Source organism: Alcaligenes sp. HNGD-HTN06, from assembly GCF_049932565.1.
Lineage (GTDB): Bacteria > Pseudomonadota > Gammaproteobacteria > Burkholderiales > Burkholderiaceae_B > Alcaligenes > Alcaligenes ammonioxydans.
This window is the reverse complement of the sequence record NZ_CP187782.1, coordinates 508,471-535,318: the sequence shown is the minus strand read 5'-3', so window position 1 is coordinate 535,318 and position 26,848 is coordinate 508,471. Positions and strand designations below refer to the sequence as shown.

21 protein-coding genes are annotated in these 26,848 nt (G+C 57.2%); 12 read left to right on the top strand and 9 right to left on the bottom strand.

The features are described from left to right. Positions 1-6 precede the first annotated feature (6 nt). A complete protein-coding gene (locus tag ACOZ42_RS02445) occupies positions 7-1,662 on the bottom strand; it encodes a cbb3-type cytochrome c oxidase subunit I (RefSeq protein ID WP_039943885.1) in 1,656 nt (551 codons plus the stop codon). A gap of 539 nt (positions 1,663-2,201) precedes the next feature. Here ACOZ42_RS02445 and ACOZ42_RS02440 point away from each other — a divergent pair. Genes ACOZ42_RS02440 through ACOZ42_RS02430 form a run of 3 tightly spaced genes read left to right on the top strand, consistent with a single transcriptional unit; the run spans position 2,202 to position 3,920 of the window. Then, positions 2,202-2,624 (top strand): OsmC family protein, encoded by a 423-nt coding sequence (locus ACOZ42_RS02440; protein WP_003803905.1) that lies wholly within the window; start codon positions 2,202-2,204, stop codon positions 2,622-2,624. A 7-nt stretch (positions 2,625-2,631) separates the two neighbouring features. Continuing rightward, the gene (locus ACOZ42_RS02435) at positions 2,632-3,432 is read left to right on the top strand and encodes a thymidylate synthase (RefSeq protein WP_003803907.1); all 801 of its coding nucleotides are present in this window, start codon (positions 2,632-2,634) and stop codon (positions 3,430-3,432) included. Next, the gene (locus ACOZ42_RS02430; RefSeq protein ID WP_003803908.1) at positions 3,429-3,920 is read left to right on the top strand and encodes a dihydrofolate reductase; all 492 of its coding nucleotides are present in this window, start codon (positions 3,429-3,431) and stop codon (positions 3,918-3,920) included. Before ACOZ42_RS02435 ends, ACOZ42_RS02430 begins: the two co-directional genes overlap by 4 nt. Positions 3,921-4,275: 355 nt before the next feature. Here ACOZ42_RS02430 and gcvH read toward each other — a convergent pair whose 3' ends face one another. From gcvH to apbC, 7 genes are all read right to left on the bottom strand, one after another. After that, a complete protein-coding gene (gene gcvH / locus ACOZ42_RS02425; RefSeq protein WP_039943780.1) occupies positions 4,276-4,650 on the bottom strand; it encodes a glycine cleavage system protein GcvH in 375 nt (124 codons plus the stop codon). Positions 4,651-4,736: 86 nt separating this feature from the next. Beyond that, positions 4,737-5,918, bottom strand: coding sequence for an NAD(P)/FAD-dependent oxidoreductase (locus tag ACOZ42_RS02420; RefSeq protein WP_426345827.1), 1,182 nt, complete (start codon positions 5,916-5,918; stop codon positions 4,737-4,739). 54 nt (positions 5,919-5,972) lie between these two features. Next, positions 5,973-8,246: an arginine/lysine/ornithine decarboxylase gene (locus ACOZ42_RS02415; RefSeq protein ID WP_003803916.1), complete on the bottom strand. Its 2,274-nt coding sequence runs from the start codon at positions 8,244-8,246 to the stop codon at positions 5,973-5,975. A gap of 9 nt (positions 8,247-8,255) precedes the next feature. Beyond that, positions 8,256-8,819: a dCTP deaminase gene (dcd, locus tag ACOZ42_RS02410; protein WP_003803918.1), complete on the bottom strand. Its 564-nt coding sequence runs from the start codon at positions 8,817-8,819 to the stop codon at positions 8,256-8,258. 127 nt (positions 8,820-8,946) lie between these two features. Further along, positions 8,947-12,996: a translocation/assembly module TamB domain-containing protein gene (locus ACOZ42_RS02405; RefSeq protein ID WP_426345517.1), complete on the bottom strand. Its 4,050-nt coding sequence runs from the start codon at positions 12,994-12,996 to the stop codon at positions 8,947-8,949. Next, entirely contained in the window at positions 12,996-14,774 is a 1,779-nt protein-coding gene (locus tag ACOZ42_RS02400) for an autotransporter assembly complex protein TamA (RefSeq protein WP_415302143.1), read from the bottom strand. Before ACOZ42_RS02400 ends, ACOZ42_RS02405 begins: the two co-directional genes overlap by 1 nt. Before the next feature lie 6 nt (positions 14,775-14,780). Continuing rightward, entirely contained in the window at positions 14,781-15,866 is a 1,086-nt protein-coding gene (gene apbC / locus ACOZ42_RS02395; RefSeq protein WP_003803924.1) for an iron-sulfur cluster carrier protein ApbC, read from the bottom strand. A 102-nt stretch (positions 15,867-15,968) separates the two neighbouring features. Here apbC and ACOZ42_RS02390 point away from each other — a divergent pair, with 102 nt between their 5' ends. The 3 genes from ACOZ42_RS02390 to ACOZ42_RS02380 all read left to right on the top strand — a co-directional run bounded on the left by ACOZ42_RS02390 (position 15,969) and on the right by ACOZ42_RS02380 (position 19,604). Beyond that, on the top strand, positions 15,969-16,226 hold the full coding sequence (locus tag ACOZ42_RS02390) for a hypothetical protein (RefSeq protein ID WP_003803926.1): 258 nt from the start codon (positions 15,969-15,971) through the stop codon (positions 16,224-16,226). Positions 16,227-16,442: 216 nt separating this feature from the next. Further along, positions 16,443-18,512 carry a methionine--tRNA ligase gene (gene metG / locus ACOZ42_RS02385; protein WP_426345516.1) on the top strand — a complete coding sequence of 690 codons (2,070 nt, stop codon included), beginning with the start codon at positions 16,443-16,445 and terminating at the stop codon, positions 18,510-18,512. A 195-nt stretch (positions 18,513-18,707) separates the two neighbouring features. After that, positions 18,708-19,604 (top strand): cation diffusion facilitator family transporter, encoded by an 897-nt coding sequence (locus ACOZ42_RS02380; protein ID WP_003803929.1) that lies wholly within the window; start codon positions 18,708-18,710, stop codon positions 19,602-19,604. A gap of 42 nt (positions 19,605-19,646) precedes the next feature. On the opposite strand, the gene ACOZ42_RS02375 is transcribed toward ACOZ42_RS02380, so the two are convergent. Further along, positions 19,647-20,552: a LysR family transcriptional regulator gene (locus tag ACOZ42_RS02375; protein WP_059318623.1), complete on the bottom strand. Its 906-nt coding sequence runs from the start codon at positions 20,550-20,552 to the stop codon at positions 19,647-19,649. A gap of 410 nt (positions 20,553-20,962) precedes the next feature. Here ACOZ42_RS02375 and ACOZ42_RS02370 point away from each other — a divergent pair, with 410 nt between their 5' ends. From ACOZ42_RS02370 to ACOZ42_RS02345, 6 genes are all read left to right on the top strand, one after another. Next, positions 20,963-21,799: a bifunctional allantoicase/(S)-ureidoglycine aminohydrolase gene (locus ACOZ42_RS02370; protein WP_131071273.1), complete on the top strand. Its 837-nt coding sequence runs from the start codon at positions 20,963-20,965 to the stop codon at positions 21,797-21,799. A 172-nt stretch (positions 21,800-21,971) separates the two neighbouring features. Continuing rightward, positions 21,972-22,445 (top strand): nucleoside deaminase, encoded by a 474-nt coding sequence (locus tag ACOZ42_RS02365; protein ID WP_003803938.1) that lies wholly within the window; start codon positions 21,972-21,974, stop codon positions 22,443-22,445. Between the two features lie 259 nt (positions 22,446-22,704). Then, on the top strand, positions 22,705-23,874 hold the full coding sequence (locus tag ACOZ42_RS02360) for a YncE family protein (RefSeq protein WP_240208949.1): 1,170 nt from the start codon (positions 22,705-22,707) through the stop codon (positions 23,872-23,874). Between the two features lie 370 nt (positions 23,875-24,244). Beyond that, the gene (locus ACOZ42_RS02355; protein ID WP_426345515.1) at positions 24,245-25,657 is read left to right on the top strand and encodes a GNAT family N-acetyltransferase; all 1,413 of its coding nucleotides are present in this window, start codon (positions 24,245-24,247) and stop codon (positions 25,655-25,657) included. Between the two features lie 13 nt (positions 25,658-25,670). Next, on the top strand, positions 25,671-25,850 hold the full coding sequence (locus tag ACOZ42_RS02350; protein WP_131071271.1) for a hypothetical protein: 180 nt from the start codon (positions 25,671-25,673) through the stop codon (positions 25,848-25,850). A 180-nt stretch (positions 25,851-26,030) separates the two neighbouring features. Next, positions 26,031-26,816, top strand: coding sequence for an aldolase (locus ACOZ42_RS02345; RefSeq protein ID WP_059318619.1), 786 nt, complete (start codon positions 26,031-26,033; stop codon positions 26,814-26,816). Positions 26,817-26,848: the final 32 nt, after the last annotated feature.

Genomic DNA, 26,848 nt, shown 5'->3' with positions numbered 1-26,848 from the left:
ACTAAATCATGCCTCCACTACATTGCGAGTTGCCGAGCGCTGGTGAAACAGGGCTGGACCAATACGACGGCTGCCATAGCGCAAAGCCATTGCCACAAAGTGGAAGGCAAACACAAGGTGACCCAAAGTCATCAAACCACCACCAATCGAGCGCGACTTCAGATAAGGCATCGTGACAAAGACCGATTCCATGAAGGCTTTGGCAGGGTCCAGCATCGCCAGACCTTGCAGCCAGCCGCCAATGCTCAGGCCGATTGCGTAGATGGCAAAACCGATCACCACCAGCCAGAAGTGCAGGGAGATCAGTTTAGGATAAGGCCATTCCCAGGACATCACGCGCGGCATCACGTAGTAAATGGCGCCGAACATCACGATCGTAAAGAAGCCGTACAAGCCGATATGGGCGTGGGCCACCGTAAAGTGCGTGAAGTGGGTGATTGTGTTGATACTGCGCAGCGCCTCAAAGGAACCTTGAATGGAGCTGACGGTGTACATCATGCCGCCCAGCACGATAAAGCGCAGGGTGGGCGAGTGAATCAGGGTGCGGAAGTGACCTTTCATGGTGTAGTGCTGGTTAATCGAGAAAGCCAGCACGGGAATGATCATCATCATGCTTTGCACAATCGACAGCGTCACCATCCACTGCGGCACAGGGCCGCCAACCAGGTGGTGACCACCGACCTGACCGTAGAAAAACGCCAGACCCCAGAAACCCACCAGAGACAGGTTGTAGGAGCTGATGGGCTGACCGATGATCTTGGGCAGGAAGTAGTACACCGACGCCAGGGCCATCGGAGTGTAGAACAGACCCAGCACGTTGTGACCAAACCACCAGTTCATGGTTGCCTGCTCAACACCCACGTGTACGGCTGGCAGGTTGCCGACCAGGAACAGGATGGGGAACCAGAACAGCGCCGCGCCCATGTACCACACCGACACATACAGATGGTGGGCACGACGGTTTTGCAAAGTGAAGATCAAAGGCATGGCTGCCAGCGCGCCGCCAATAACCATCAGGATATCAACCTGCCAGGGCATTTCCAGCCATTCCATGCCGTCAGTAATACCCATCGCAATACAGGTCAGCCCACCGACCAGACCCAGGTTCCACAAGACACCGCCGGTGATGGCGTATCGGGCACCAATCAGGGGGGTCTTGAGCAGACGGGGCAGCATCCACATGGCAACGCCAAAGGCGGCCATCGGGGCCCAACCATAAGCGACCGCATTCAGGTGCAGGGTGCGCATACGGCCGAACGTCATCCAGGCGTGTTGCGTCAAGAACTCGGGCTCATGCAGCTTGATCGAGCTGATCAGACCCGCGGTCGAGGCCACAATCAGCCAGAACACCGAACAGGCCAGCAAAATGAAGGTGACCGACGCGGTGGAGCGGTCGGCTTCCACACGTTCTGCCAGTTCAACGCTCAGCGCCTGACGATCCTCAGCAGAAATGGTCTTGTGGCCCATTTCATCTTGAAGTGCCTGACGTTGTTCAGGGGTGGCGGAAGGGTCATCTACCTGCCCGATCTCGCCTTTGGAGAAAATTTCTCGCGAGGCGGCGGGACTGTGGTCAAAGAAGTTACGACGTAACGACCAGATGAAGACAAAAAGTCCGGTAACGGACAATATGAAAGCTAGTAGCAGTATTGAAACGGTATTCACAATGATCCAGGCCTGGTTAATGTGAAGCTGCCAAGCAGCTCGGCGGCACTTGACGCGTCGCAGATCGAAAGAGCATGGACGCAAAAAATCTGCGACTGCCTAGGTCGCGAGAGCCGTCATGTTAAAACACCCGTCTGTGACGTCTGAATAAAGCCCCCATTGAAAGCAAGGTTTATTGAGACAGGACAAATACGAGCACGACATTTTTTGGTATACGGGCGACTGTCATTATAGGCGAGGGTAAACCCGTGTGACATATCTGTTTCAAAATGCCGTGTACCGCTCCGAAGTTTATCCTAGGACAATCAACAAAACCAGTCTAAATCTTACAAAGAGCGTGGTTCTGCCCCGATTTGTCCATACGGTTTTTCTTATATGGGCCTGGAACAGGACGACAAGCACCGGCATGCCGTTCAGTGGCAGTAGCCATCGCCCCACAGGTCAGATGCGGACGCTGCACGCGAGCGCGTCAAAAAGTACAATCACCCCTGACAATCTACTGACGAGTCTTGGCTCGCACTGACAACAAAGGAATTCATATGGAATGCACAATCGACTGGGGCGGCAAGGACGGCATGCTGTTTGTTGCCCGTACGGGCAGCGGTCATGTGACGGCCATGGACGGCGCTCCCGAAGGAGGCGGCAATAATCTGGCTCCCCGACCCATGGAAATGTTGCTGACCGGCGCAGGCGGCTGCGCAGCGTACGACGTGGTGCTGATTCTCAAGCGAGGTCGTCATGCCATTACCGGCTGTCAGGTCAAACTGACGGCTGAACGCGCCGACACCGATCCCAAAGTCTTTACCAAGATTCATTTCACTTTTGTGGTGACCGGCAAGGACCTGCCTCAAGCCGCCGTCGAGCGTGCCGTGCAGCTGTCGCATGACAAGTACTGTTCAGCCTCGGCCATGTTGGGCAAGACCGCCGAGATCACTTATTCCGTCGCTATTGAGCAAGCCTGAGTTCGCCATGTCCCTTTATCCCTACGAAGACCTGCTGCGCCTGGTCTACACCCAAGGCACTCCCAAAGGGGATCGCACCGGCACCGGTACGAACTCGGTATTTGGCCACCAAATGCGCTTCGATCTGTCGCAGGGCTTTCCACTGATCACCACCAAGAAGCTGCACACCCGCAGCATCTTTATCGAGTTGCTATGGTTTTTGCGCGGCGACTCCAACGTGCGGTGGCTGCAAGAGCGTGGCGTCTCTATCTGGGACGAGTGGGCTGACGAGAACGGCAATCTGGGCCCCGTCTACGGCGTGCAATGGCGCTCCTGGCCCACTCCCGATGGGCGTCATATTGACCAGATCAGCCAGGTGGTAGAGCAGATTCGCAACAATCCCGACTCGCGCCGCCTGATCGTTTCTGCCTGGAATGTGGCCGATGTCAATCAGATGGCCCTGCCCCCTTGCCATGCCCTGTTCCAGTTCTACGTTGCCAACGGCAAGCTCTCCTGCCAGCTCTACCAGCGCAGCGCGGATATTTTCCTGGGTGTGCCATTCAACATTGCCAGCTACGCCTTGCTGACCCACATGGTGGCCCAGCAATGTGATCTGGAGGTCGGCGATTTCATCTGGACCGGAGGCGACTGCCACCTGTACTCGAACCACTTCGAGCAGGCTGAACTGCAGCTCTCACGCGACCCGCGCCCCTACCCCAAGCTGACCATCAAGCGCAAGCCGGCCAGCCTGTTTGAGTACGAGTACGAAGACTTCGAGATCACCGATTACGATCCTCACCCCCATATCAAGGCGCCCGTTGCCGTATGAGCACCCTCCCACTTATCCGTCTGGTTGTCGCGTATGCGGCCAACCGTTGCATTGGCAAAGATCAGGACCTGCCCTGGCGTCTGCCGTCCGACCTGCAGCACTTCAAGCGTGTGACCATGGGTTTGCCCATCATCATGGGCCGCAAGACCTGGGAGTCGCTGGGCCGGCCCTTGCCGGGTCGCCCGAATCTGGTGATCAGCCGCAATGCGGACTATCAGGCCCAGGGCGCGCAGGTTTTCAGCAATCTGGACGATGCTCTGGCGGCCTGCCCCGGTTATGACACCGTTTGCGTGATTGGCGGCGAACAGCTTTTCCGTCTGGCCCTGCCCATCGCTCAGGAGCTGATTGCCACTGAAATCAAGGCAGAGGTGGACGGCGACACCTTCTTCCCGATACTGCCGGAAGGTGAGTGGGAAGAAATTGAACGCCTTCCCCAGCCTGAGGAAAATGGCTTTACTTACGACTATGTCACCTATCGTCGCCGCTAAGAAAGCCGTAGAGCAACGAGCGGGGCGCTTAGTCACTATGCGGCGCATGACTTCCTGGCAATGAGGTCAAGGCGTTGTTTTTCATGCCTTGCAAGCCTTTGACCACCACCGCTCTATCGAGCTGACAGTCACCAAAGCCCAAAAACCCTGGCTCGGGCTTCGCATCGCTTCAGTTGTCGGGACAGGCATCAGGCACGGGCTTCAAGCAAGCACCGGGGCCTCTGCGCACCCCCCTGCTGACGCCCGAAGCCAAAAAAAAAGCCTGAACCCGTCAAACGGATTCAGGCTTTTTTCCGATCAGTCCGCCTGCATCAGGCAAGGCCAAACTGCATTCGTACGGGCTCTACGTCTGGCCTTACTCCGCGACCGCCGCGTAAGCCGGACCATCCAGCAAACCGTCCAGATCCGCCGGATTATCAGCCTTGAGCTTGAAAATCCAGGTATCGAACGGGGCTTCATTCAACAGGTGCGGCGCATCCGACAAGGCTTGGTTGAACTCCACCAACTCACCCGAAACCGGCGCATAAATATCGGAAGCAGCTTTCACCGACTCCACCACCCCTGCCGTCTGACCGGCGGCCAGCCGGGTCCCAGGAGTGAAGTCCCCGACAAAAACCAAATCACCCAACTGGTCCTGCGCAAAATCAGTAATGCCTACCAGCACAACTCCGCCTTCCTCCTTGGCCCACTCATGACTTGCTACGTACTTTCTATCTACTGGCAGTTGCATATTGCCTCCCTGACTAACCAGCCAACACCTGTGTTGATTTCAAAAACGGCCACCCAATCGAGGCCCTGCCGTCTTCACCCGCTTGCTTAACTTTGAGCCGCCTGCGCCTTCAGTGCCCGCGCACAAGCCGCGGCCGAAGCCCAAGCCCATTGAAAGTTGTACCCGCCCAGCCAACCGGTAACATCCACCGCTTCGCCAATAAAGAACAGGCCAGGAACCTTGCGTGCTTCCATGCTTTTCTGATTGAGCTCACGGGTATCCACGCCGCCGCTCATCACTTCCGCCTTTTTATAGCCTGCAGTGCCACTGGGCTTCAACGCCCAGGCATTAATCACTTGCCCCACGGAACGCAAGACGCGATCCGGCAAATCGGCCAGACGTTGTTGGCCTACGCCTTTGGGCAACAGCTCCGAGGTATCGAGCCACTGCTCCACCAAACGACGCGGCCACAATGTCGACAACACCGTCACCAACTGCTGGCGATTCCCCGCCTTCAAGTCCAGCAACTGCTGGGCAATGTCCTGGCCCGGTGCCAGATCCACGCAAATGCTCTCACCTGGCTGCCAGTAGCTGGAAATCTGCAAAATACCCGGCCCTGACAAGCCGCGATGCGTAAACAACAGGTCTTCCAGAAAAGCCTGGCGCTGCTTACCCTGCCCGGTACTGACTTCCACTTCCAACGCCACGCCACTCAGGGCAGAAAATGGCTTCCAGTCACGACCGTCGAAAGTCAGGGGCACCAGTGCGGGATGGGGCTCAATTACTTTCAGACCGAAGTGACGCGCCACACGCAGGGCATAGTCCGTAGAACCCAACTGCGGAATGGCCATGCCCCCTGTCGCAATAACGACTTGCAGGGCATTGAGCTCACCCTGACTGGTGCGCAACACAAAGCCTTGCTCCGTACGACCAATGGACTGAACGGAACAAGGCATGCGCCAGGACACCTGCCCTTTCAGACATTCCTGACGCAGCATCTGGATAATGGACTCGCTGGAGTCATCACAAAACAGCTGACCTTTGTGCTTCTCATGAAAGCCAATGCGATAGTCGCGCACCAGCTGCAAGAAATCCTGCGGGGTATAACCGGCCAGCGCTGAACGGCAAAAGTGCGGGTTTTTGGACAGGAAGTTCTCGGGCGACGTGCCCGTATTGGTGAAGTTGCAACGTCCTCCACCGGAAATACGGATTTTCTCGGCCAGCTTTTCAGCGTGATCAATCAATACCACTCGCAGGCCGCGCTGGCCTGCGATACTGGCAGCCATCATGCCGGCTGCACCTGCGCCTATGACGGCCACATCAAAAAAAGGGATCACGCAAATTTACTCGTTGGGTTCAGACTCAAGCACGCAATCTACGTAGTAGCGCGGCAGTCCATCGGGGCCAATATCCTGCGCCAGTCCATGCACATAGGTTTCAAAGCCGGGAAAACGCGCATTGAACTCGCGCGCAAACTGCAGGTACTCCACAATGCGGGAGTTAAAGCGTTCGCCAGGTATCAGCAAAGGAATACCGGGAGGATAAGGAGTCAGCAACACACCGGTCACCCGGCCCTCGAGCTCATCAATGCCCACGCGCTCGATATCGCCATGCGCCATCTTGGCATACGCATCCGACGGTTTCAGAGCAGGAATCATATCGCTCAGGTAAACCTCGGTAGTCAGGCGGGCCAGATCGTACTTGCGGTAAGCCTGGTGAATCTGCTGACACAGGTCACGCAAGCCCATGCGTTCATAGGTGGGCTGAGCCTTGCAAAAATCCGGCAAGATGCGCCACATGGGCTGGTTGCGATCGTAGTCGTCCTTGAACTGTTGCAAGGCGGTCAGCAAGGTATTCCAGCGACCTTTGGTGATGCCAATGGTGAACAGGATAAAAAAGGAATACAGGCCGGTTTTTTCCACCACCACGCCATGCTCGGCCAGGTATTTGGACACCAGAGCGGCCGGGATGCCCTGCTCGGCAAAGGTGCCAGAAATATCCAGACCGGGTGTGACGACTGTCGCCTTGACCGGGTCCAGCATATTGAAGTTGGTGGACAACTTGCCAAAGCCATGCCATTCCGCATCGGAGCGCAAAATCCAGTCCTCGCGCTCGCCTATGCCTTCCTCGGGCAGCGTGTCAGGGCCCCATACCTTGAACCACCAGTCGTTCTCGCCGTACTCCTTGGACACCTTGCGCATGGCACGGCGAAAGTCCATGGCCTCGCAAATGCTTTCCTCAACCAGAGCAGTGCCACCCGGTGGCTCCATCATGGCTGCCGCCACATCGCAGGACGCAATAATGGCGTACTGCGGGCTGGTGCTGGTGTGCATCAGATAGGCTTCATTGAACACGTTACGGTCCAGCGGTCGGTTTTCCGCATCCTGTACCGTAATCTGGGACGCCTGCGACAAGCCGGCCAGCATTTTGTGCGTGGAATGCGTGGCGTAAATCATGGTGTCTTTGGTACGTGGACGGTCCGCCCCAATCGCATGCATGTCGTGATAGAAGTCATGGAAGGCCGCATGCGGCAACCAGGCCTCATCAAAGTGCAGCGTAGGGATCTTGGAATCCAGTGTTTCCTTGATCATTTCCACGTTGTAGATCACCCCGTCATAGGTACTTTGCGTCAGCGTCAAAATACGGGGTTTCTTATTCTTGGCCTTGCTGGCAAAGGGGTTCGCCTCGATCTTGCGTGCAATGTTTTCCGGCAAGAACTCCTCTTGCGGGATGGGGCCAATAATCCCCAGGTGATTGCGCGTAGGGCGCAAGAACACCGGGATGGCGCCCGTCATGGTGATGGCGTGCAGAATCGACTTATGGCAGTTGCGATCGACCACCACCACATCATTGTTGGCGACGTTGGCATGCCAGACGATCTTGTTGGACGTGGACGTGCCGTTCGTGACGAAAAAGCAGTGATCAGCATGGAAAATGCGCGCGGCATTGCGCTCGGCATCCGCGACCGGACCGGTATGGTCCAGCAACTGCCCCAGCTCGTCCACCGCATTACAGACATCCGCGCGCAGCATGTTTTCACCAAAGAACTGGTGAAACATTTGCCCAACCGGGCTTTTCAGAAAGGCCACGCCACCCGAGTGCCCCGGGCAGTGCCAGGAATAGGAACCGTCCGATGCATATTTGACCAGTTCGCGAAAAAACGGCGGCGCCAGACTTTCCAGGTAGGAACGTGCTTCACGGATAATGTGACGCGCCACGAACTCGGGCGTGTCCTCGAACATGTGAATAAAGCCGTGCAATTCGCGCAAAATATCGTTGGGGATATGCTGCGAAGTTCGCGTCTCGCCATACAGATAGATGGGGATGTCCTCGTTGCGAAACCGCAGCTCGCCAATAAAGGAGCGCAGGTTCTTGATCGCATTGGCGACATCTTCTGGGGAATCCACATCGAATTCCTCATCATCAATCGACAAAATGAAGGCGCTCGCGCGGCTTTGCTGTTGCGCAAAAGAACTAAGGTCACCATAGCTGGTGACCCCGAGAACCTCCACGCCTTCGGCCTCTATCGCCGCAGCCAGGGCTCGAATACCCAGACCCGACGTATTTTCGGAACGGTAGTCTTCGTCGATGATGACGATAGGAAAACGAAACTTCATCCAGAACTCCTAGGTACGGGGCAAGGTGACGCCCAGCTGACCTTGATATTTACCGCCACGGTCGCGGTACGAGACTTCGCACACTTCATCGCTTTCAAAGAACAGCATCTGGGCACACCCTTCCCCCGCGTAAATCTTGGCGGGCAGCGGAGTGGTGTTGGAAAACTCCAGCGTGACATGGCCTTCCCATTCGGGTTCCAGCGGGGTCACGTTCACAATGATGCCGCAACGGGCATAGGTGCTTTTGCCCAGACACATCGTCAGCACACTGCGGGGAATACGAAAGTATTCAACCGTGCGGGCCAGAGCGAAGGAGTTGGGCGGGATAATGCACACATCACCGACAAAATCCACAAAGGACTTTTCATCAAACGCCTTGGGGTCGACGATGGTCGAGTTGATGTTGGTAAAAATCTTGAATTCGTTGGCACAGCGCACATCGTAACCATAGCTGCTAGTGCCGTAGCTGACGATGCGCTGACCGTCCACACTGCGCACCTGGCCTGGCTCGAAAGGCTCGATCATGCCTTGGGCAGCAGCCCGCCGAATCCAACGGTCGCTTTTGATACTCATAAGAAATTAGCCGCCTTAAATCAGTAACCGGTTATTTTATCGTTTAGAGACTTGCACAAGGCAACTGCGATGCAAATTTGTCTTTGCACCACAATTGCCTGTCCGCTTTGCGCCAGACAAGTCCGCCTCAATCCTTCGAGAACCAGCGGTAAATCAGGGCCAGACCATTGACGGTGCCGATACTGACTTCAGCGGTCAGGCCCCGTGCCAGGCGGTAACTGGCCCGACCCACGGTGCCGGTATCGGCCATGGCCTGCTCCAGGCTGACCGAAAAATCAGCCGTCAATGCCTTGGTAATGGCAATGAACTTGCGCTCTTCGTTGCTGGTGCCGCTGTTCAGGGATTTGACCACACTTTCCACCGGCAAGATGCTGCCCGCACTGCCCAGATCGCCCGAGCGCATGGACACCTCATCAATACCGAACTTGCGGTAGAAAGGCTCACCATCTCCCAGAAAGGAAGTGCCTACACTGAGCAGCAACGCCATATCACCACCGGAGTCATCCGGGCCATGGCCCAGCAGCAACCAGGACAGTTTTTCAACCTCGCTGACTTCTGGATAGGACACCAAGTCGATTCGGGGTTTGCGGGCCGTCCCCACTACCTTAACACCTGCCTCTACAGCCTGGCCGGTACGCAAGGCTTCAATGTCCAGGATCGGAGAGGTGATATCGCCCTGAAACGTCACCGTACCGCGTCTGAGCAACAGTTTCTGCCCATACAGTTCGATCCGCCCACCCCGAGTGCGCAAGGCCCCGATACCCGTCAGTTTGCCGTCCATCATGGTGATTCTCAGACTGCCCACCAGACCCGAGTTCACGCCATAACCAGTCAGGTAAAAACGGGGTCCCAGATCGACATCAATTTGCAGGCTCATATCCGTCGTGGCGGCAGATGGCTCAGCGGCAGGCTCATCACCGGCCCGCACAATCACCACATCGCTGTCTACGGTGGGAATGCCGCCCAGCATGTCCAGATTGAACCAGCCAGCATCCGCCACCACCTTGCCAGTAATGGCAATGCGGGGCAGTTCCATGTCCAGATTGATATTGCCGGAAATCATGGCGTAACGATCGGAACGCTGCAAAATGGGGAAGCGGAAAATATCAACATCAAACGCTCCCTGCTGAGTGCTCAGGTTCCACTGGCCCGCAACAGTCAGCTTGCCATCCTTGGCATCCGGGCTTTCTTTCAACCAGGTCGCCGTACGCCACTCCTGGGGCTCCACGCGTAAACGAGCGGGAAAGGTCAAGGACTCCAGCCTGAAGACATCGCCATCAAAACGGGCATCCAGCTCACCGTCAATCAGGCGAATACCGTCATCGAGTCGGGTAAAGCGCAGCTCGCGCCCCGTTACTGTGCCCCGGCTGGTCCAGGCCCATTTGGCGCCCACATCAATATTGACGTCCGCATTCAAACGCCCGCCCAACTCCATGGCATCGCCCAGGAACAGGCGTGTCCAGCTCAAATCATCAATATTGGCCTGAATGCTGACGGTTTTACGATCGTTTTCATTCAAGACCAGCCCATGAATCTGCGTCTGCGCCTTGGCGGTCAAATAGCCCATTTCCTTGGTACGCAGGTCCAGTTGAGCATCCAGGCGACTGCTGGTGGCCGAGACGGGCTTAGCGTTGACGACAACGCTCAGGTCTTGCAGACCCAGGGAGGTGGGCGGATCAGCAAAGACCTGCACATCACCGGCCACACGGTCTACACGCAACTGCCCCGACAAAGCGCCGGCAAACTTCAGATCCCAACGCGCCTGAAGATCAATCTCCGGGGGCTGGGTTTTCTTGTGCTTGACAATCCTGACACCCCCTTGGTCTTTGTCTGTGTTTTCCTCTATGCCCACCTTGCGCAGCAAACGGGCAATACGGGGCTCGGACAACACCAAGTCCCGGACCTCGCCGCGGCTGGCCCATTGGCCGGGCTGGTAGCTGGATTCCTGGTGCCGTAGATTGATCCACGACTCTCCGTCAACAGACGTACTCACCGTAGCAGCTCCAACCCGAACCGACCAGGGAGCCAATGGCTCGGAAGCCTGCGATGTCCTGCCGGCGTTGTCTGAGCGGGTGCCCGCCTTATCCGTCTGGCCGGGTTTGGCTTGCGCTGGTGACCCGGCTTCTCGCTGTGCGACAGCCTGTGCTGCCGCCTCATCCGACGTTGACAACGCCGTCTCATTCTTCGCCAACCCAGCCGCCTGCTGAGCGGTGGTGCCTGTCCTGTCTTGATCCCCAGAACGAACCTGTGTTTCCAGAGCGGGAGTCTTGGGCGCCCGCAACGCATCGGTAAAGCGTACAGGAAGAGCGGACTGCAAACGCAGTGCCACACCGGCATGATCGGCTACCAGCCGACTGACTTTTCCGTCCCAGTATGCCGCCTGGCCCTGTTCCGCAAAGTGCCAGCCGCCTTCCAAGGCCAGATCCGCCTCGGCCAGACCTTGACCCAACTGCCCTTTCGCCTTGCCGCCCAGATCGTACTGGGCAGTTAACTGCAAAACATGACGGGCGATGTCCCCGCGCAATTGGCCTTGTACCGACGCCTTGCCCAACTCCAGTCCAGGCCATAATTGCTCGGCGCGTGGGATACGGGCCAGCAAATCCAGTTCGGCTTTACCCGACATGCCGAACCCCCCTTTTAGCTGGACCTGGTTGTCTCCCACTTTCATATCCGTAAGCACCTCGGAGACATTCAGCAAACGCCACCAGTCGGGCTGACCTGGTTGAGCCGGCGCGGACGCCTTGGCCTTGATATGTCCCAGAGCGGGTTGCCTGTTCCAACGGCTACCCTGCAAAAGCTGGATGTCTACATCTGCCCGGAGCAATTGTTCTTTATCGGCCAGCACCACATCGAACTGGCCTTGCGTATTGATCAATGCATCGGGCAGAACATCGCCCAACAAGGCGTGTAAATCCAGCTTATCGCTGCGGAACTGGCCTTTGAAATGGTCCTGAACGTGCCCGCTGTCCTGCGTGGCGTCCCAGGTAAAGTCCGCGTCCAGCGTGGATTCATCCGGTAACTTCACCGCCAGCTGAGCCTGCCTGACCGGCACGGAAGCCAAGGGGCTCAAATCTGCCTGAACATCCAGGCTGTAGCCCTGACCCTGCCCCGTGAGGGACAAGGTCGCTTGCTCCAAAGAGCCATCCAGCTTGATCTGAGCATTCACCACACAATCAGGCAAGGGCTCGGGCTCAGGAACAGCAACCGGCTCCTTGATACGCTCGTCAAGCACCACGCCTGTACCGTTTGACGGTGCAGAACGGATCAGCCCCGCAGCGCCCTGAGCATCATGGTGCTGCTCGGGAGCGGCTGCACCCTGAGCCGCTGACGCTCCCTTTGAGTCAACAGACGGGCTGGCGGACGTTTCCGTCGCCTTGACTGAGGTTTGCGCGGTAGCGGGCGCTGCGCTGGCAGAGCCAGTCACGTTGCGGGACGAATCAGCGGGGGCTGATTTTGTCGCGGGTGCGCTGGTTTTGTGAGGCTGCGCATAAGCGGGCAGATACTGCTTGGCACAAATGGGCGACTCTGCAGTTAAACCACGCGCAATAATTTGTATATCAGCTCGTGCCGGGTAGGGCGCCTCCAAGCCCGCCAGCTCCACCTCGCCTTGAAAGCCGGCACGAATGGACTCGTTGGCCACCATCAAATCGTATAGGCGTAGCTGCGCACGGTCCGACTCCAGCGCCAGCGCCGAGGACAAGTCCGCTAGGGCCACGGGCAAGGGGGTGCCATCCTGGGACAACAAAAACTGGCCAAGTGCCAGCTTGTCTACCGCAATACTGACCGGCAGCTGCGGCATTTTGAACGGTTCATCAGACTTGGGCGCATCCGACGTGCTCAAGGCCACATCTACTTTATGGGCACTTAACTCCACCACATGCAAGCGGCGGTCCCACAATTCGTCCCAGTTAGCCTCCAGGCGCAAACGCTCGATATCGATATGAGTATCGGGCAAGCCCAACACCAAATGATCGATGCTCAGCCCATCCCAGATGGTTCCGCGCACACCTTGCGCGCTGCCTTGTACATAAGGCAAAGCCGTGCGCAGCGCCCAGCGTGTCCCCACCTGACTGGCCAATACCCAGTACAAAAAGCCGCACACCAACAGCAGGGCAAGCACAATGAAAGGGATGCCCCATAAGGCGAAATACCGGAACCAGCGCCGAACCCAGGCCATTAAAATGCGATTCCCAAAGAAAAGCTCAAACGGACACGCCTGTCTCGCTGACCATAGGCCAGATCAAGATTGAAGGGCCCGGCTGGAGTACGAACCACAGCCCCCAGACCGTAACCCCAGGCTAAATTCATATCACCAAAGCTGGGAGCGGCATCGCCCACGTCCACAAACGCCCGCATGCCATACATGCTGGTGAAAAAGTGCGTATATTCCACACTGGCAACTGCCATGGCAGGCGCACCAATCACAGCCTCGCCGCGTTGCAGACCAATACTTTGATATTTGTAGCCCCGGATACTGCGTGCGCCCCCGGTGCGATAACCGAAATCCGGCGGCGTCCGATCCGTCATGCCCCACACTTTGCCGACTTCGCCCCGTATGGACAAGACATCCCGATCTCCGATGGGCCACCATTGCTGCAAGCGCAAGTTGCTGCGGTAGAAGCGCTCGCCTCGATCCAGCGTGATACCGGCTCCCAGGCCAAAGTCGATCAGATTACCGTCTCGTGGATCGTATTTCTTGTCCACGTCACGACGCAGCCACTGCCAGGTTGCAATCGCAGACGGTGTTTCACGGGTCGGCAAACCGATGATCTGGGTTTTATCCCAGGCACCCAGCAAGCCCCACTCGGTCTCGTACTCGACCCGACTATTACCTGCTGCCTTGCGCTCCTGCCGCAGTTTCCAGCCCACGGCGGCGCGCTGCGTATCCAGACCCTCAATGTCAGAGCGGTCGTACAAAAGCCCAAAACTGTTTTTATAGCCGCGCAGCGTCGGCGGCAGATGGACGTCATAAAAAGCACGCTGACGCTTTTTATCCACGCCAATGCCCGCCTCTGTCCAAACAGGCAGGCCAAACACAATATTTTTCCGATACAGGCCTTCAACTCGCAAACCGTGGTCACTGTCCACCCCCAAAGAGCCCGTAAACTGCTTGGAAGGCGCCTCCGTGACCCGCACCTGAACAGGCAATTCCACGTCCCCATCAGGCAGCTCTTTTTTCTTGCTGGCATCCTGATTCAAGGTGACAAAAGCCCCCCGGAAAAACGTGGTGGAAGCCAGGGACTGCTGCCACTCATCGAGCTTGTCCTGATCGTAGGGGTCGCCGGGGGTGTAACGCACATACCGATCCACCAGGGACTGCGGTACCCGTTTTAGCCCCGTCATCTCCAGCGGCCCCATGCGAACCCGCGGCCCACTGTCCACCTTCAAGGACAGATCGGCCACACTTTCATCGGCGTAGACAGTGGCCCGCGTGTCCACATAACGCGCGTAATAAAAATCCTGACGCTGCACGCTTTCAAGCAAATCAGCCTTGGCCGACGACCAGACCGAATTGAGAAACGGATCGTTTTTCTTCAGGGGAAAGCTGGCCTTGATGCCTTCAAGGCGCACCTCATACTCCGGCTCCTGAATCTTGCCTTTGAAATCCAGATTGACATCACGCACCCGCGTGAGCTCCCCGGGACGGATAATGATGTCCCAGTATTCTCCGCCCGCGTCCTCCCCCACTTCCAGGGTGACCACGGAATCAAAGTAGCCCTGCGTCTGCAAGGCAGAAACAGTCGCGTCATGCGCCCGGCGACGCAAGCGCGTGACCTCCCCAAGATCCTGGTCCTCCGCCAGCCGTGTGATCGCACCGACTGCACGCTGGATTTCCTTGAGTGCCTGGGGCGGCACGCCCCCTGGATCAATAATGACCTCAGGGACAGACGATTGCGCCCAGGCACCAGGGCTCAGGACCAATGAGAACAGCAGGCAAAAGCCGGATTTGCGCATACGTGCTCAAAGAGGACGGGGAACAACCTTGGGGCGCTGCCCCGACGTATCAGGTGGCAACTGAGACACGTTGGCCGACACGCGATTGGCAATCTCGTGATACAGGCGGGCCTCGGGGCTGTCCGCATTGGCAATGACGGTAGGTGTTCCGGAGTCGGTCTGCGCACGAATACTCATTGCCAAGGGCAAGGCACCCAGCCAGGGCACGTTGTACTGGCTGGCCATATCGCGGCCACCATGCTGACCGAATACCGGGTCAGCGTGACCACAGTTCGAGCAGATATGAACCGACATGTTCTCTACAATGCCCAGCACAGGCACATTGACCTTCTGGAACATCTTCAAGCCTCGTTTGGCATCCACCAGCGCCAGATCCTGAGGCGTGGTGACAATGACCGCACCAGTCAACGGTACTTTCTGAGACAGGGTCAGGGCAATGTCACCGGTCCCGGGAGGCATGTCGATAATCAGGTAATCCAGGTTGTCCCAGCGCGTCTGTGTCAGCAATTGGGTCAAGGCTTGAGTGGCCATCGGGCCCCGCCAGATTGCAGGAGCGTCTTCGTCCAGCAGAAAGCCGATGGAGTTCGCCTGCAGACCATGGCCGATCAGCGGCTCCATCATCTTGCCGTCTGCGCTACGGGGACGCTCGTGCAAACCGAGCATCGTGGGCACGCTGGGGCCATAAATATCCGCATCGAGCAGTCCGACCCGGGCACCTTGCATATGCAGGGCCAAGGCCAAGTTCACCGAGGTGGTGCTTTTACCCACGCCGCCCTTGCCCGATGACACCGCAATAATGTTGCGGATATTGGGCATGGGGCGCAGGCCCTCCTGCACAGCATGCACGCCAATGCGCGGATTCAGGTGCAACTTGGACAGGGTGGCACCCACGCCTGCCAAGGCCTGCTCAATGCGTTCACGCAGTTGACCCTGTATGTCATAAGCCGTGTAGGGCAGATGCAAGGTCAGTTCAACCTGATTCTGGTCAATGCTCAGTTCGCATCGACCCGCATCGACCGATAACTTCTTTAACGTGTTGGGATCGGTCACACTCGCCAGGGCTTGCAACACGCGCTCAGAACTCACTGTCATTTATCCAAAACCTTGATATAAAGAAACATCACCATACCTTTAAACCAGAAAATTAGCGGTTCAAGGGGAATTTTTTTACACTTATGATGTCATACTAACCCTATGAACACATTTAACCAGATTATCCGCACAGCCCTCTTTGTCTTGCTGACAATTTTCGGTGCAATCATGGCGTTTATCTTCATGGTTTCCACTGCTATTGCGATCGGCATTTTATACATTGTGGCGCGTATTAGTGGCCGTCCTTTCGGTGTCAAAGCCTATTGGGATCAGCGCCGCCGCCCCGCTACTGCCAGCAGACAGTCGTCCTCACCCCGTTCGCGTGATGTGACCGACATAGAGATGCGCGAGATCCCTTAACAGTTCTTGACTGTTTATCCTGTATTGGACGAACAGCAACACTGAACAGGTAGGCTTTCGAACACCCTGAGTCCGCAAAGGCTCAGGGTGTGTGCATTTGTGTGATTCACACTGCCTGATCGGGCTTGGCCCGTGTACGTTTCTCTGTCTTGCGCAGCACAAGTGGGCAATAGACCGTAGAATCCTTGTTCCCTTTCTCTTTTATTGTGTTAAGTCATGTCACGAACGATATTTGTTACGACTGCCCTGCCGTACGCCAACGGCTCGTTTCACATCGGCCACATCATGGAATATATCCAGGCCGACATCTGGGTTCGGTCCATGCGAATGTCGGGACATACGGTACATTTTGTATGTGCGGATGACGCTCATGGCGCTCCCATCATGCTTAAAGCAGAAAGTGCGGGCATCACCCCAGCGCAACTGGTTGACAAGATTGCGGCGGAACGCCCCAGCTATTTGAACGGTTTTCACATCAAGTTTGACCACTGGCACCGTACCGACTCGCCAGACAACGTCGAGCTGGCCCAGGATATCTACCGTACGCTCAAAAGCGCCGGTTTCATCGATACACGCACCATCGAACAGTTCTATGACCCAGTCAAAGGCATGTTCCTGCCCGATCGTTACATCAAGGGCGAATGCCCCAAGTGTCACGCCAAGGACCAGTACGGCGACAGTTGTGAAGTCTGTAGCGCGGTCTACGCCCCTACCGAACTGATCGAGCCTTACTCCACCCTGACCAATGCGCGTCCGGTGCTAAAGAGCTCGGAACACTTCTTCTTTCGCCTGTCCGACCCGCGCTGCGTGGCCTTCCTGCAAGAGTGGACCACGGGCAAGAACGCCCAGGGCAAGCCACGCCTGCAATCGGAAGTATTAGGCAAGACCCGCGAATGGCTGGGTACCGGTGAAGGTGCTGAGGCCTCCCTGAACGACTGGGACATCTCCCGCGACGAACCCTATTACGGCATCCCGATTCCGGATGCACCCGGCAAATATTTCTACGTCTGGCTGGACGCGCCTGTTGGCTACCTGGCTTCCCTGAAAGCCTACTGTGCCAAGGCAGGTCTGGACTTTGATGCCTTGCTGGACCCGGAAGGCAACACGGAGCAAGTCCACTTCATCGGCAAGGACATCGTGTACTTCCACGCCCTGTTCTGGCCTGCCATGCTGAAGTTCTCCGGCCGTAAAGTGCCTGACGCACTGAACGTGCACGGTTTCATCACGGTTAGCGGCGAAAAAATGTCCAAGAGCCGTGGCACGGGCATTTCGCCCCTGCGCTACCTGGAACTGGGCATGGATGCCGAGTGGATGCGCTATTACATGGCCGCCAAGCTGAACTCGCACGTTGAAGACATGGACTTCAACCCTGACGACTTCATCGCCCGCGTCAATAGCGACCTGATTGGCAAATACGTCAACATCGCCAGCCGTGCCGCCAACTTCATCAGCAAGCATTTTGATGGCAAGCTGGCTTACCAGGGTGACACCTCCGAGCTGCAAGACCAGCTCAAGGACGTTGCCGAGAAAGTCCGCGCCGATCTGGAAAGCCGTGAGTACGGCCGTGCCGTACGCCAGATCATGGCTCAGGCCGACCTCATCAACCAGGCTTTTGATACGGCGCAGCCCTGGGTCATGGCTAAAGGCATTGCGACTGCCGAACAAGCCCAGAAAGATGCGCTGCAAGACATTTGCTCGCGCACCCTGGCTGGCTTCAAGGGCTTGTCCGTCATGCTGACCGCCATTTTGCCTACCCTGACCGATCGCGTGGCGCGTGAACTGTTCGGCCTGGACCGCAGTTTTGTATGGGATGACGTGGCCGCCCTGCCCGATCACATCGCTCCCTTCAAACACCTGATGCAACGCGTCGACAGCGCCATGGTCGATGAGCTGCTGGCTCCCCCACCCGCCCCTGTCGTGCTGCCCGGTGGTGAAGCCATTGCCGACACCATCGACATCAAGGACTTCATCAAGGTGGACCTGCGCATTGCCAAAATCATCAGCTGTGAGGCCGTAGACGGTTCGGACAAACTGCTGCGTCTGAGCCTGGACGCGGGCGAAGGTCGTTTGCGCCAAGTGTTCTCCGGCATCAAATCGGCCTACCAGCCCGAGGATCTGATCGGCAAGCTGACGGTGCTGGTGGCTAACCTGGCTCCTCGCAAGATGCGGTTTGGCGTATCCGAAGGTATGGTTCTGGCAGCCAGCCACGCGGATGAGGCCGTCGATCAAGGTATTTATATTCTGGAGCCATTCCCCGGCGCTCAGCCCGGTATGCGCATCAATTAAGACGCATTCCTGATACGCAAAAAAGCCTCGTCCCAAAGCGAGGCTTTTTTGTATCTATAAACCAAAGAATCTGTTCAAAACAAGCGGTTCAAGCCCTTGGGGCGCCCCTGCCTGCAGGAAAGCCGATACACTCTCTACCTTGAAAGCGCTGTATTGATACACAGCCTGACGCTCTGGCTGCAAGGACCTTCTGGCATGGAAAATCTCACCCCCTCTGATCTGGATCGGCACCATGGTGCCCAGCGTTCAACCTGGGTCAGTGTTCTGGTCAATATCAGCTTGAGCCTGCTGCAAATTGTGGTGGGTATCTTCGCCCATTCCCAGGCCCTGATTGCCGACGCCATCCACTCCCTGTCAGACCTGTTCTCGGACTTTGTGGTGCTGATTGCCAATCACCATAGCCGTCGCGGCCCCGATGCCGACCACCCCTACGGACATTTGCGTTACGAGACCGCTGCCACCTTGGCGATCGGCGGTTTGTTGCTGGCCGTAGGCGCCGGCATGCTCTGGAATGCCATCTCTTCATTGCGGGACCCCAGCAGCATCGAGGCCGTCCATCCCGTTGCCCTACTCGTTGCCTTTACCGCTCTGTGTAGCAAGGAGCTCCTGTTTCGCTACATGCTGCGCGTGGCAAAACGTCTGCGCTCAACCTTGCTGGTTGCCAATGCCTGGCACGCCCGCTCCGATGCGGCCTCCTCCCTGGTTGTCAGCCTCGGCGTCCTGGCCAACCTGGCAGGCTTGCCCTTGGGCGACCCTTTGGCCGCCAGTATCGTGGGCTTGATGATTGTGCGCATGGGCTGGAAATTTTCTATCGGCGCGTTTCATGACCTGACCGACAAAGCCGTTGATCAGGAAACCGAGGAGCGCATCGCCAAGCTGTTACGCGAGACACCCGGGGTGGAAGGGATACACCAGTTGCGCACCCGCAAACTGGGCGACATGATCTGGGTGGAAGTCGATCTGGAAATGGACGGCACCTTAACGATTGCCCAAGGCCATGCCATCGCTGTGGCGGCAAGAGATCGCGTCATGGCTGAAGAGCCGGTACTGGATGTAATGACGCACTTTGATCCGGTCACCCCCAAACAGTAAGATTGCACTTACCTTGATCACTGGCCCAGGCAGCCCGCCCGGCTATGACGTGCGGCGGGCGCTCTCGGGGGCCAGCATCTCGACCAGCACCCGGGACAAGGCGGTCACCATCTCATTGGCGTGAGGCCGATGCAATATCGCCAGCTCAAAAGCGTCAATGCGCGGTAGTCCCTGAGCCTGTCCCAATTCAATATGATCCTGACGTACCGCACGCCGCGGCAGCAGGCTGATACCCATTCCATCGGCCACAGCCCCCTGAATCCCGCTCAAGCTGGAACTGGTGAAGCTGATGCGCCAGCGCCGCCCCAAGGATTCCACGGCACTGATAATCTCTTCGCGGTAAACACCGCGACGCGGGAAGGTGACCAAAGGAATAGGGTCCAGATGAAAGACGGGATCAGTGGCACTGTCGACCCACGCCGTCTGCTCGGGCAGACAAGCCACCGCCTCGCGGGCATTATGCCGCTGCTTGACCAAGACCAGATCCAGCTCACCCTGATCATAGGCCGCCAGCAAATCACTGCTCAAACCACTGCTGACCTCCAGGCGCACTTGTGGAAACCGGCGATTGAAACCAGCCAACGCCCGCATGGTCTGGCCATTGGTGAAGTCCTCCGGCACACCCAGACGCACGGAGATGGTTACCAAAGAACCCGACAAGGCTTCAGAGAGCTGATGGTTCAAGGCCAGCATCTGACGCGCGTAAGCCAGCAAGGTCTGCCCCGCCTCTGTCGTGCTGACACCACGACTGGCCCGGTCCAGCAAACGCAGTCCTGCCAATTCCTCCAGACGACGCACCTTCTGACTGATCGTGGACTGTGTTGAGTGCAAACGACTGGCTGCCGCTGTAAAACTGCCGCAGTCAACAACCGTCAACAAGGCCAATAGCAGATCCAGGTCATACAAAGGCCGGTTCAGACTGGGACTGCTGGATCGTTGATGATCCATGTGTTCACCCCCTTTTCTCTATTCTCGATGAGCGCCCGGGGCGTGGCAGAACGATTTTTTCAAGCTGCCACACCGGCCGTTAAGACGCATCTTGCGGTGTGGCAAACGGAGTCTGCCTGTGAATTGACCGCGCTGCCGCGTCAGAGCATGGTGAGAGACGAATGCAGATCCTGAGGGCGCCTGTCTGGCCCACTGCGCGCCAGGTTTCAAATCCGAGCCCACGCTTCCAGCTATTCAAAAAACAAATACAAGAGATTTATACATTTAATTTGTAAATATCACCAGCTCTCGTTAATGTGTATTGGTCCCGCGCATTACAACGACATCCCGCCTCTGCCTTTGGGCCGCCGCAGGGATTGCGCCGTGCCGTTCGACAGATTTTTCCTTACTGAATTTCATTGGGAATCAACATGTCCAAAGTCAATTACTACGCCCCGCCAGGCGGGCATCCGCCACAGACACAGCTGCTGACGGATCGCGCCATGTTCACCGAAGCCTATGCCGTGCTGCCCAAAGGCGTGCTGCAGGACATCGTGACCAGCTACCTGCCCGGTTGGGAAAACACCCGTCTGTGGGTACTGGCACGGCCTTTGTCCGGCTTTGCCGAGACCTTCTCGCAATACATCATGGAAGTCGGCCCGCAAGGTGGCAGCGACCACCCTGAGGATGACCCCGAGGCCGAAGGCGTGATTTTTGTCGTCAAGGGCCAGCTCGAACTGGTTCTGGAAGGCACCAAACACATCATGGAAGAAGGCGGCTATGCCTTTATTCCTCCGTCTACCAACTGGTCCTTGCACAACCGCAGCAACGAACTGGCCAACTTCCACTGGATCCGCAAGCGTTACCAGCGTGTCGAAGGTCTGGATGCCCCCGAGGCTTTCGTGACCAACGAAAAAGACGTTGAACCCCGCGTCATGCCTGACACCGATGGTCGTTGGAGCACCACCCGATTTGCCGATATGTCCGACATGCGCCACGATATGCATGTGAATATCGTGAACTTTGAACCCGGTGGCGTGATTCCCTTTGCAGAAACGCACGTCATGGAACATGGCCTGTACGTTCTGGAAGGCAAGGCGGTTTACCGCCTGAACCAGGATTGGGTTGAAGTGGAAGCCGGCGACTTTATGTGGCTGCGCGCCTTTTGCCCACAGGCCTGCTATGCCGGCGGCCCTGGCCGTTTCCGCTACCTGTTGTACAAAGACGTTAACCGTCATGCCAACCTGACCATTGGCGGCAAACGCTAATATGGCCTGAACCCGAACAGCCGCTGCCTGCCAGCGGCTGTTTTGCGTTGCAGACAGGCCCAATCTGAACTGCCCGCCTTTAACCTCTTTAAGGTAGAGTCGGCACACCGAACACGACACAGCCCCGCGTGTCAGGACTTATTCCAAGCTTTGCTCTCTCAGGGAGAAAAACATGAACGATAAACACTATCTGCTGCGGTCCATCCAGATTGCGAAAGAGAACGTTGACCGTGGCGGTCAGCCCTTTGGTGCGGTGTTGGTACGTAACGACCAGGTGCTGGCCGAAGGGGTGAATGAAACCTATATCGCCCATGATCCTACCGCGCATGCGGAAATCCAGGCCCTGCGCAATGCCAGCCAAACCTTCAAAAGCAGCCAGCACACCGGCAGTACCATGTATGCCAGCGGCATCCCCTGCCCCATGTGCATGGCTGCCATGATCGCGGCAGGCGTAGAGCGCGTGGTGTACTGCGCCGATGATAAGGAAGGGGCTCCTTTTGGCTGGTCCACCCAAGCCTTCTATCAAAAAATGCGCCAGGACTTCGGACAGCAGGGTGTGAAAGTGGAACATTTGCCCTTGGCTGAAAAACGCCAAGTCTACGAAGACTGGCAAGCCCGTTTTGGTCAAGGCCCCGCCCAGGATTAGCCCAGCACCTTCAAGACCCTGCGTTCGCGCAGGGTCTTGCGTATTGGCATGGACAGAATGACAAGAAAAGCTTATAAATCGAATTGTTTATAGTAACGATTCTCATTTATTAATTTATTACCGAATCAGAACAGGCGACTGTACAGGTCCGCAATGTGGTTATGGCCGTAAGCACTGTGGCTCTGACGCATTGGGGCTGACGGCAGCCTCACGCCCGTTCTGCAGTCAGTTTGTTGTTGTTCACGTCCAAAGGAAATCCATGATTGTGTGCCGCCCCGCCTCCTTGAAAATGATTGTTGCCTCTGTCATGGGGGCCTTGCTGCTGAGCGCCTGCCAAAGCACACCGCAATCTCAACAGTCGGGCCTGAACGCGTCTCGTGCCAACACAGCCCCGCAGGCGCAGGTGAGCTTTCGCCAGGACTCAATCGAAGGGGCTTACGAAGTGCTGGCCGCCAAGGACAGCAATCAATTGTTCGTGGCTGCCACCCCTTTGTTTGAGGATCGCACCGCCGGCTTTGTGCATGTTCTGGACCAGGACACCTTGCAACCAACACAGTTGATCCAACTGCCACGACGGGCATTTGCCTTGGGGCTGAACCAGAAAACACACACCCTGTACGTGGGCAATACCTTGGATGGCTCCTTACTGGCCCTCAATAGCCTGAACGGTACGGTCAAACAATTGATTCAGCTGGGCCAGAAAGAGGACAAGGGAGGCTGGGAACATACCCGCAAGGTCATCATTGATGAACAAGACAACCGCATCTTTGTGACCAACCCCGCTGAAGGGGGGCGTGTGTGGATTGTGGACGGCACCCAAGGCCGTATTTTGCACAATATCGACAATGTGGGACTGTGGCCTGCGGGTGCCGCGTATGACGCCAACACCAAGCGTCTGTTCGTGGGTCAGGGCGGCAAGGAAGAGATTGCGGTCATCAACCCCGCCACCGGCACGATCGAGCAGCGCTTTAGCACGGGCGATGCCAAAAGCGACAAGCGTGAGGACTCGCGTCACTTCTTTGTAAATGTGGCCCTGAGTGCGGATGGCAAGCAGTTGTTCGGCGCCGATGCCAATACCGGCAAGATCTACGTCTTTGATACCACCTCAGGGAAAGTGGAAAACTCGGTTGACGTCGGCCCAGGGCTGCTCGATATCGTCTATAACCCGGCTCGCCAGGAGTTGATCGCCACCAACCGCGGCGTGGATCGTGACTCGCCTGCTGGCACCGGCGCCATCAACATTCTGGATGCCCGAACTCTGGCCGTGAAACATCGCCTCAGCGCCCCCATTCACCCCAACAGCGTCACCTTGAGCGCAGACGGCCAGACCGCTTTTGTGACCATCAAGGCTCCGCATGGCGACAAGAGCCCCCATTACCTGAAAGGGGCCAAGGATAGCGTGCTGCGTCTGAACCTGAACCAACTCTAAACCTGCGGTCTGATACCCATCCCAAAGCCTGGTTTGTCCACTGTGCCAAGCCGGCTTTTTTTACCTCACAGTGGGGTCCGCCCACCCGCGTAACCCCTTCTGGGCCTCGCATCCAGCCTGGTTTTGCCCCTGGCTCCTACCCTCTTTCCAGGTCAGCCTCGGGGTGCGCCCGACGCATGTCACTCCCCTTGACACAAAGCGGTCTGGAAACCAGACCAAAAGCGGATTGCTGCAACCTGCCACTTGATCAATAGAATCAATTAGTGACCTAGCAAGACGCCTGCCGATTCCCGGCCAAGTCCATGCCTTTTCCACCTCCAGAGATGCCCCACACAGGCATCTCTGGAGCGTTTTCTATTGCAGATGACCTATGGTTCAGCTAAACGCTTATCATCAGCCTATTGGCCCCGCGCTTGCCCACTGGCAAGCCCGCCCCCAACCTGCACGCTGCGTTCTTCAGGGCACATACTGTCGCCTGGAAGCCGTGGACCCCGACAAGCATGGCGACAGCTTGTATCAGGCCTACAGCCGCGCCCGCGACGGGCGCGACTGGACCTATCTGTCAGTCGGGCCCTTCAGCAACCGGATACAGTTCGATCAGCACCTCCACGCCATCAGCCAGGCCAGCAATGCCGTGCATTACGCCGTCGTAGACCAGACGACCGGACAGGCGTTAGGCACCCTGGCCCTCATGCGGATTGACGCGCAAAACGGCTGTATCGAGGTAGGTTTTGTCGCCTGGTCACCCGCCTTGAAACAAACCCGCCTGGCCACCGAAGCCCACTATCTGTTGATGGCCTACGCCATTGAGAAGTTGGGCTACCGTCGCTACGAATGGAAATGCGACACGCACAACGCCCCCTCACAAGCAGCAGCACGGCGTCTAGGCTTTCGTTACGAGGGGGTGTTCCGTCAGGCCGTTGTCTATAAGGGCCGTTCACGCGACACAGCCTGGTTCTCCATCACCGATAAAGAATGGCCTGCCCTGAAAACAAATTTCCAGACGTGGCTGGCCCCGGAAAACTTTGACGGGCAGGGTCGACAAAAGCACCGTTTGGGTCAGCATGTAACGCCCACACCCACCGATGCGGGCGTGCGCCGACTCCAGCAGATGCTCGCATTGCAATCCGAGCTGAATCAATTGATTGACCCGAACTGGCGAGTAGCCAAACAGGGCTACTACCGCGCAATCTGGGTGGAATGCGCGGAGCTGGCTGCTTACCTGGACTGGAAGTGGTGGCAACAGTCCGAACGAAATCTGCCGCAACTACAGCTGGAGTTAATCGATATTCTGCATTTCGGACTGTGTGATGTGCTTCACGCTAACGATGCCTTGCGCGAACAAGAGGCCGCTGCCGCGCTGGAACAGCTCCAACACGCCCAAGACACAGCCGCCGGTGATTCCACCACGCTCATGCATGCCCTGGAACGCTTTACCTTGCGAGTGCTGCAAACCCGTCACTTTGATTTTGAGGGCTTTGCCTTGCTGGCAGGCCTGTGCGGTCTGACGCTGGATACGCTCTACCATGCCTACGTCGGCAAAAATGCCCTGAACCGATTGCGCCAGCTACGTGGCTATCAACAAGGCCACTACCACAAGCACTGGGGCGGGCAACAAGATAATGAACATCTGGCGCACCTGCAGGCGCGCCTGCCGGTTGAGCAGGACAACTACCCTGAGTTGATTCTGCAAGCCTTGCTAGAGCGCTATGACACGTTTTTTTCAGGAGAGACGCAAGCCCGCAACGGGGCTGCGCTACTACCTCCCCTTTCTTCACGCTGACAAAGGACTGTCCATGTACCTCGACTGCGATTGTTCCATTGATGTCTTTCTGGACTCGCCCAAACCGGACTCCAATCCCGTGGAAAATAATGACACGCGACATCCACCCGATCCCCGGCCACAGCCGCATAAGGTGCAACACCCCTGGTCCCGCTCGCGACGACGCGAGCGCTCCCGATGGCGTCAGGCATAAGCGCAAAGGAGAAAAGTCGCCGCGCCCGGCTCATGCCGGGCCAGCATATGCGATCCCTCTTCATGCCAAATGGAATAGGAGCTATGAGCCAAGGCACATAGCTCCTTTTGATTTAAATCAAGACAATGACCCCATCGTCGGCGCATAGACCGGCGAAGCATGCTAAAGGAGACAAATCGCATGGATACCCCCCTCAGAGACAAATCCTATTTCGATGAACGTGCCACCCAAGAGATGGCCACGCATCTACCCCAAGTCCAGCGCGACACCCGCGAAACCATGGCGTTTGCCTGTCGCATTCTGGCCATGACCGAACAGGAGGCCGGTCTGGCCGGCCAGATCAGTGTCCGGTCCGAACGTCCCGGGGCCTACTGGACCCTGCGCTTTGGTCTGGGTTTTGATGAAGCCACACCCGATGACTTCATTGAAGTTGATCGCGACCTGAACACCCTGAGCGGCCAGGGCATGGCCAACCCCGCCACCCGCTTTCACCTGTGGGTGTACGAAGCCCGCCCCGACGTCAACTCCATCATTCACACGCACTCACCCTGGGCGACCGTGCTGGCGACCGCCCGCCAGCCTTTGGTGATTTCGCAAATGGACATGACGCCGTTGCACAATGACTGTGCGTTTCTGGGCGAATGGCCCGGTGTACCCATTGCCGACCAGGAGGGCGTTATCATTTCCAAAGCGCTGGGCGACAAGCGCGCCATCATCCTGGCTCACCACGGTTACCTGACTGCGGGAAAAAGCTGCCAGGAGGCGACCTACCTGTCGGTCTACCTGGAACGTGCGGCACGCCTGCAGGTGCGTGCGCAAGCGGCGTTTGGCCCGCTGACTCCCGTCGATGACACTCTGGCGGCCGAGGCCCACGACTACCTGCTCAAGCCCTCCATTGTGAACGCGACCTTCGATTACTGGTCCCGTCAGACCCAAGGCATTGCGCCCTTAACAACGACTCGCTGACGCCCACACTCAACACCCCGCTTCCACCAGGA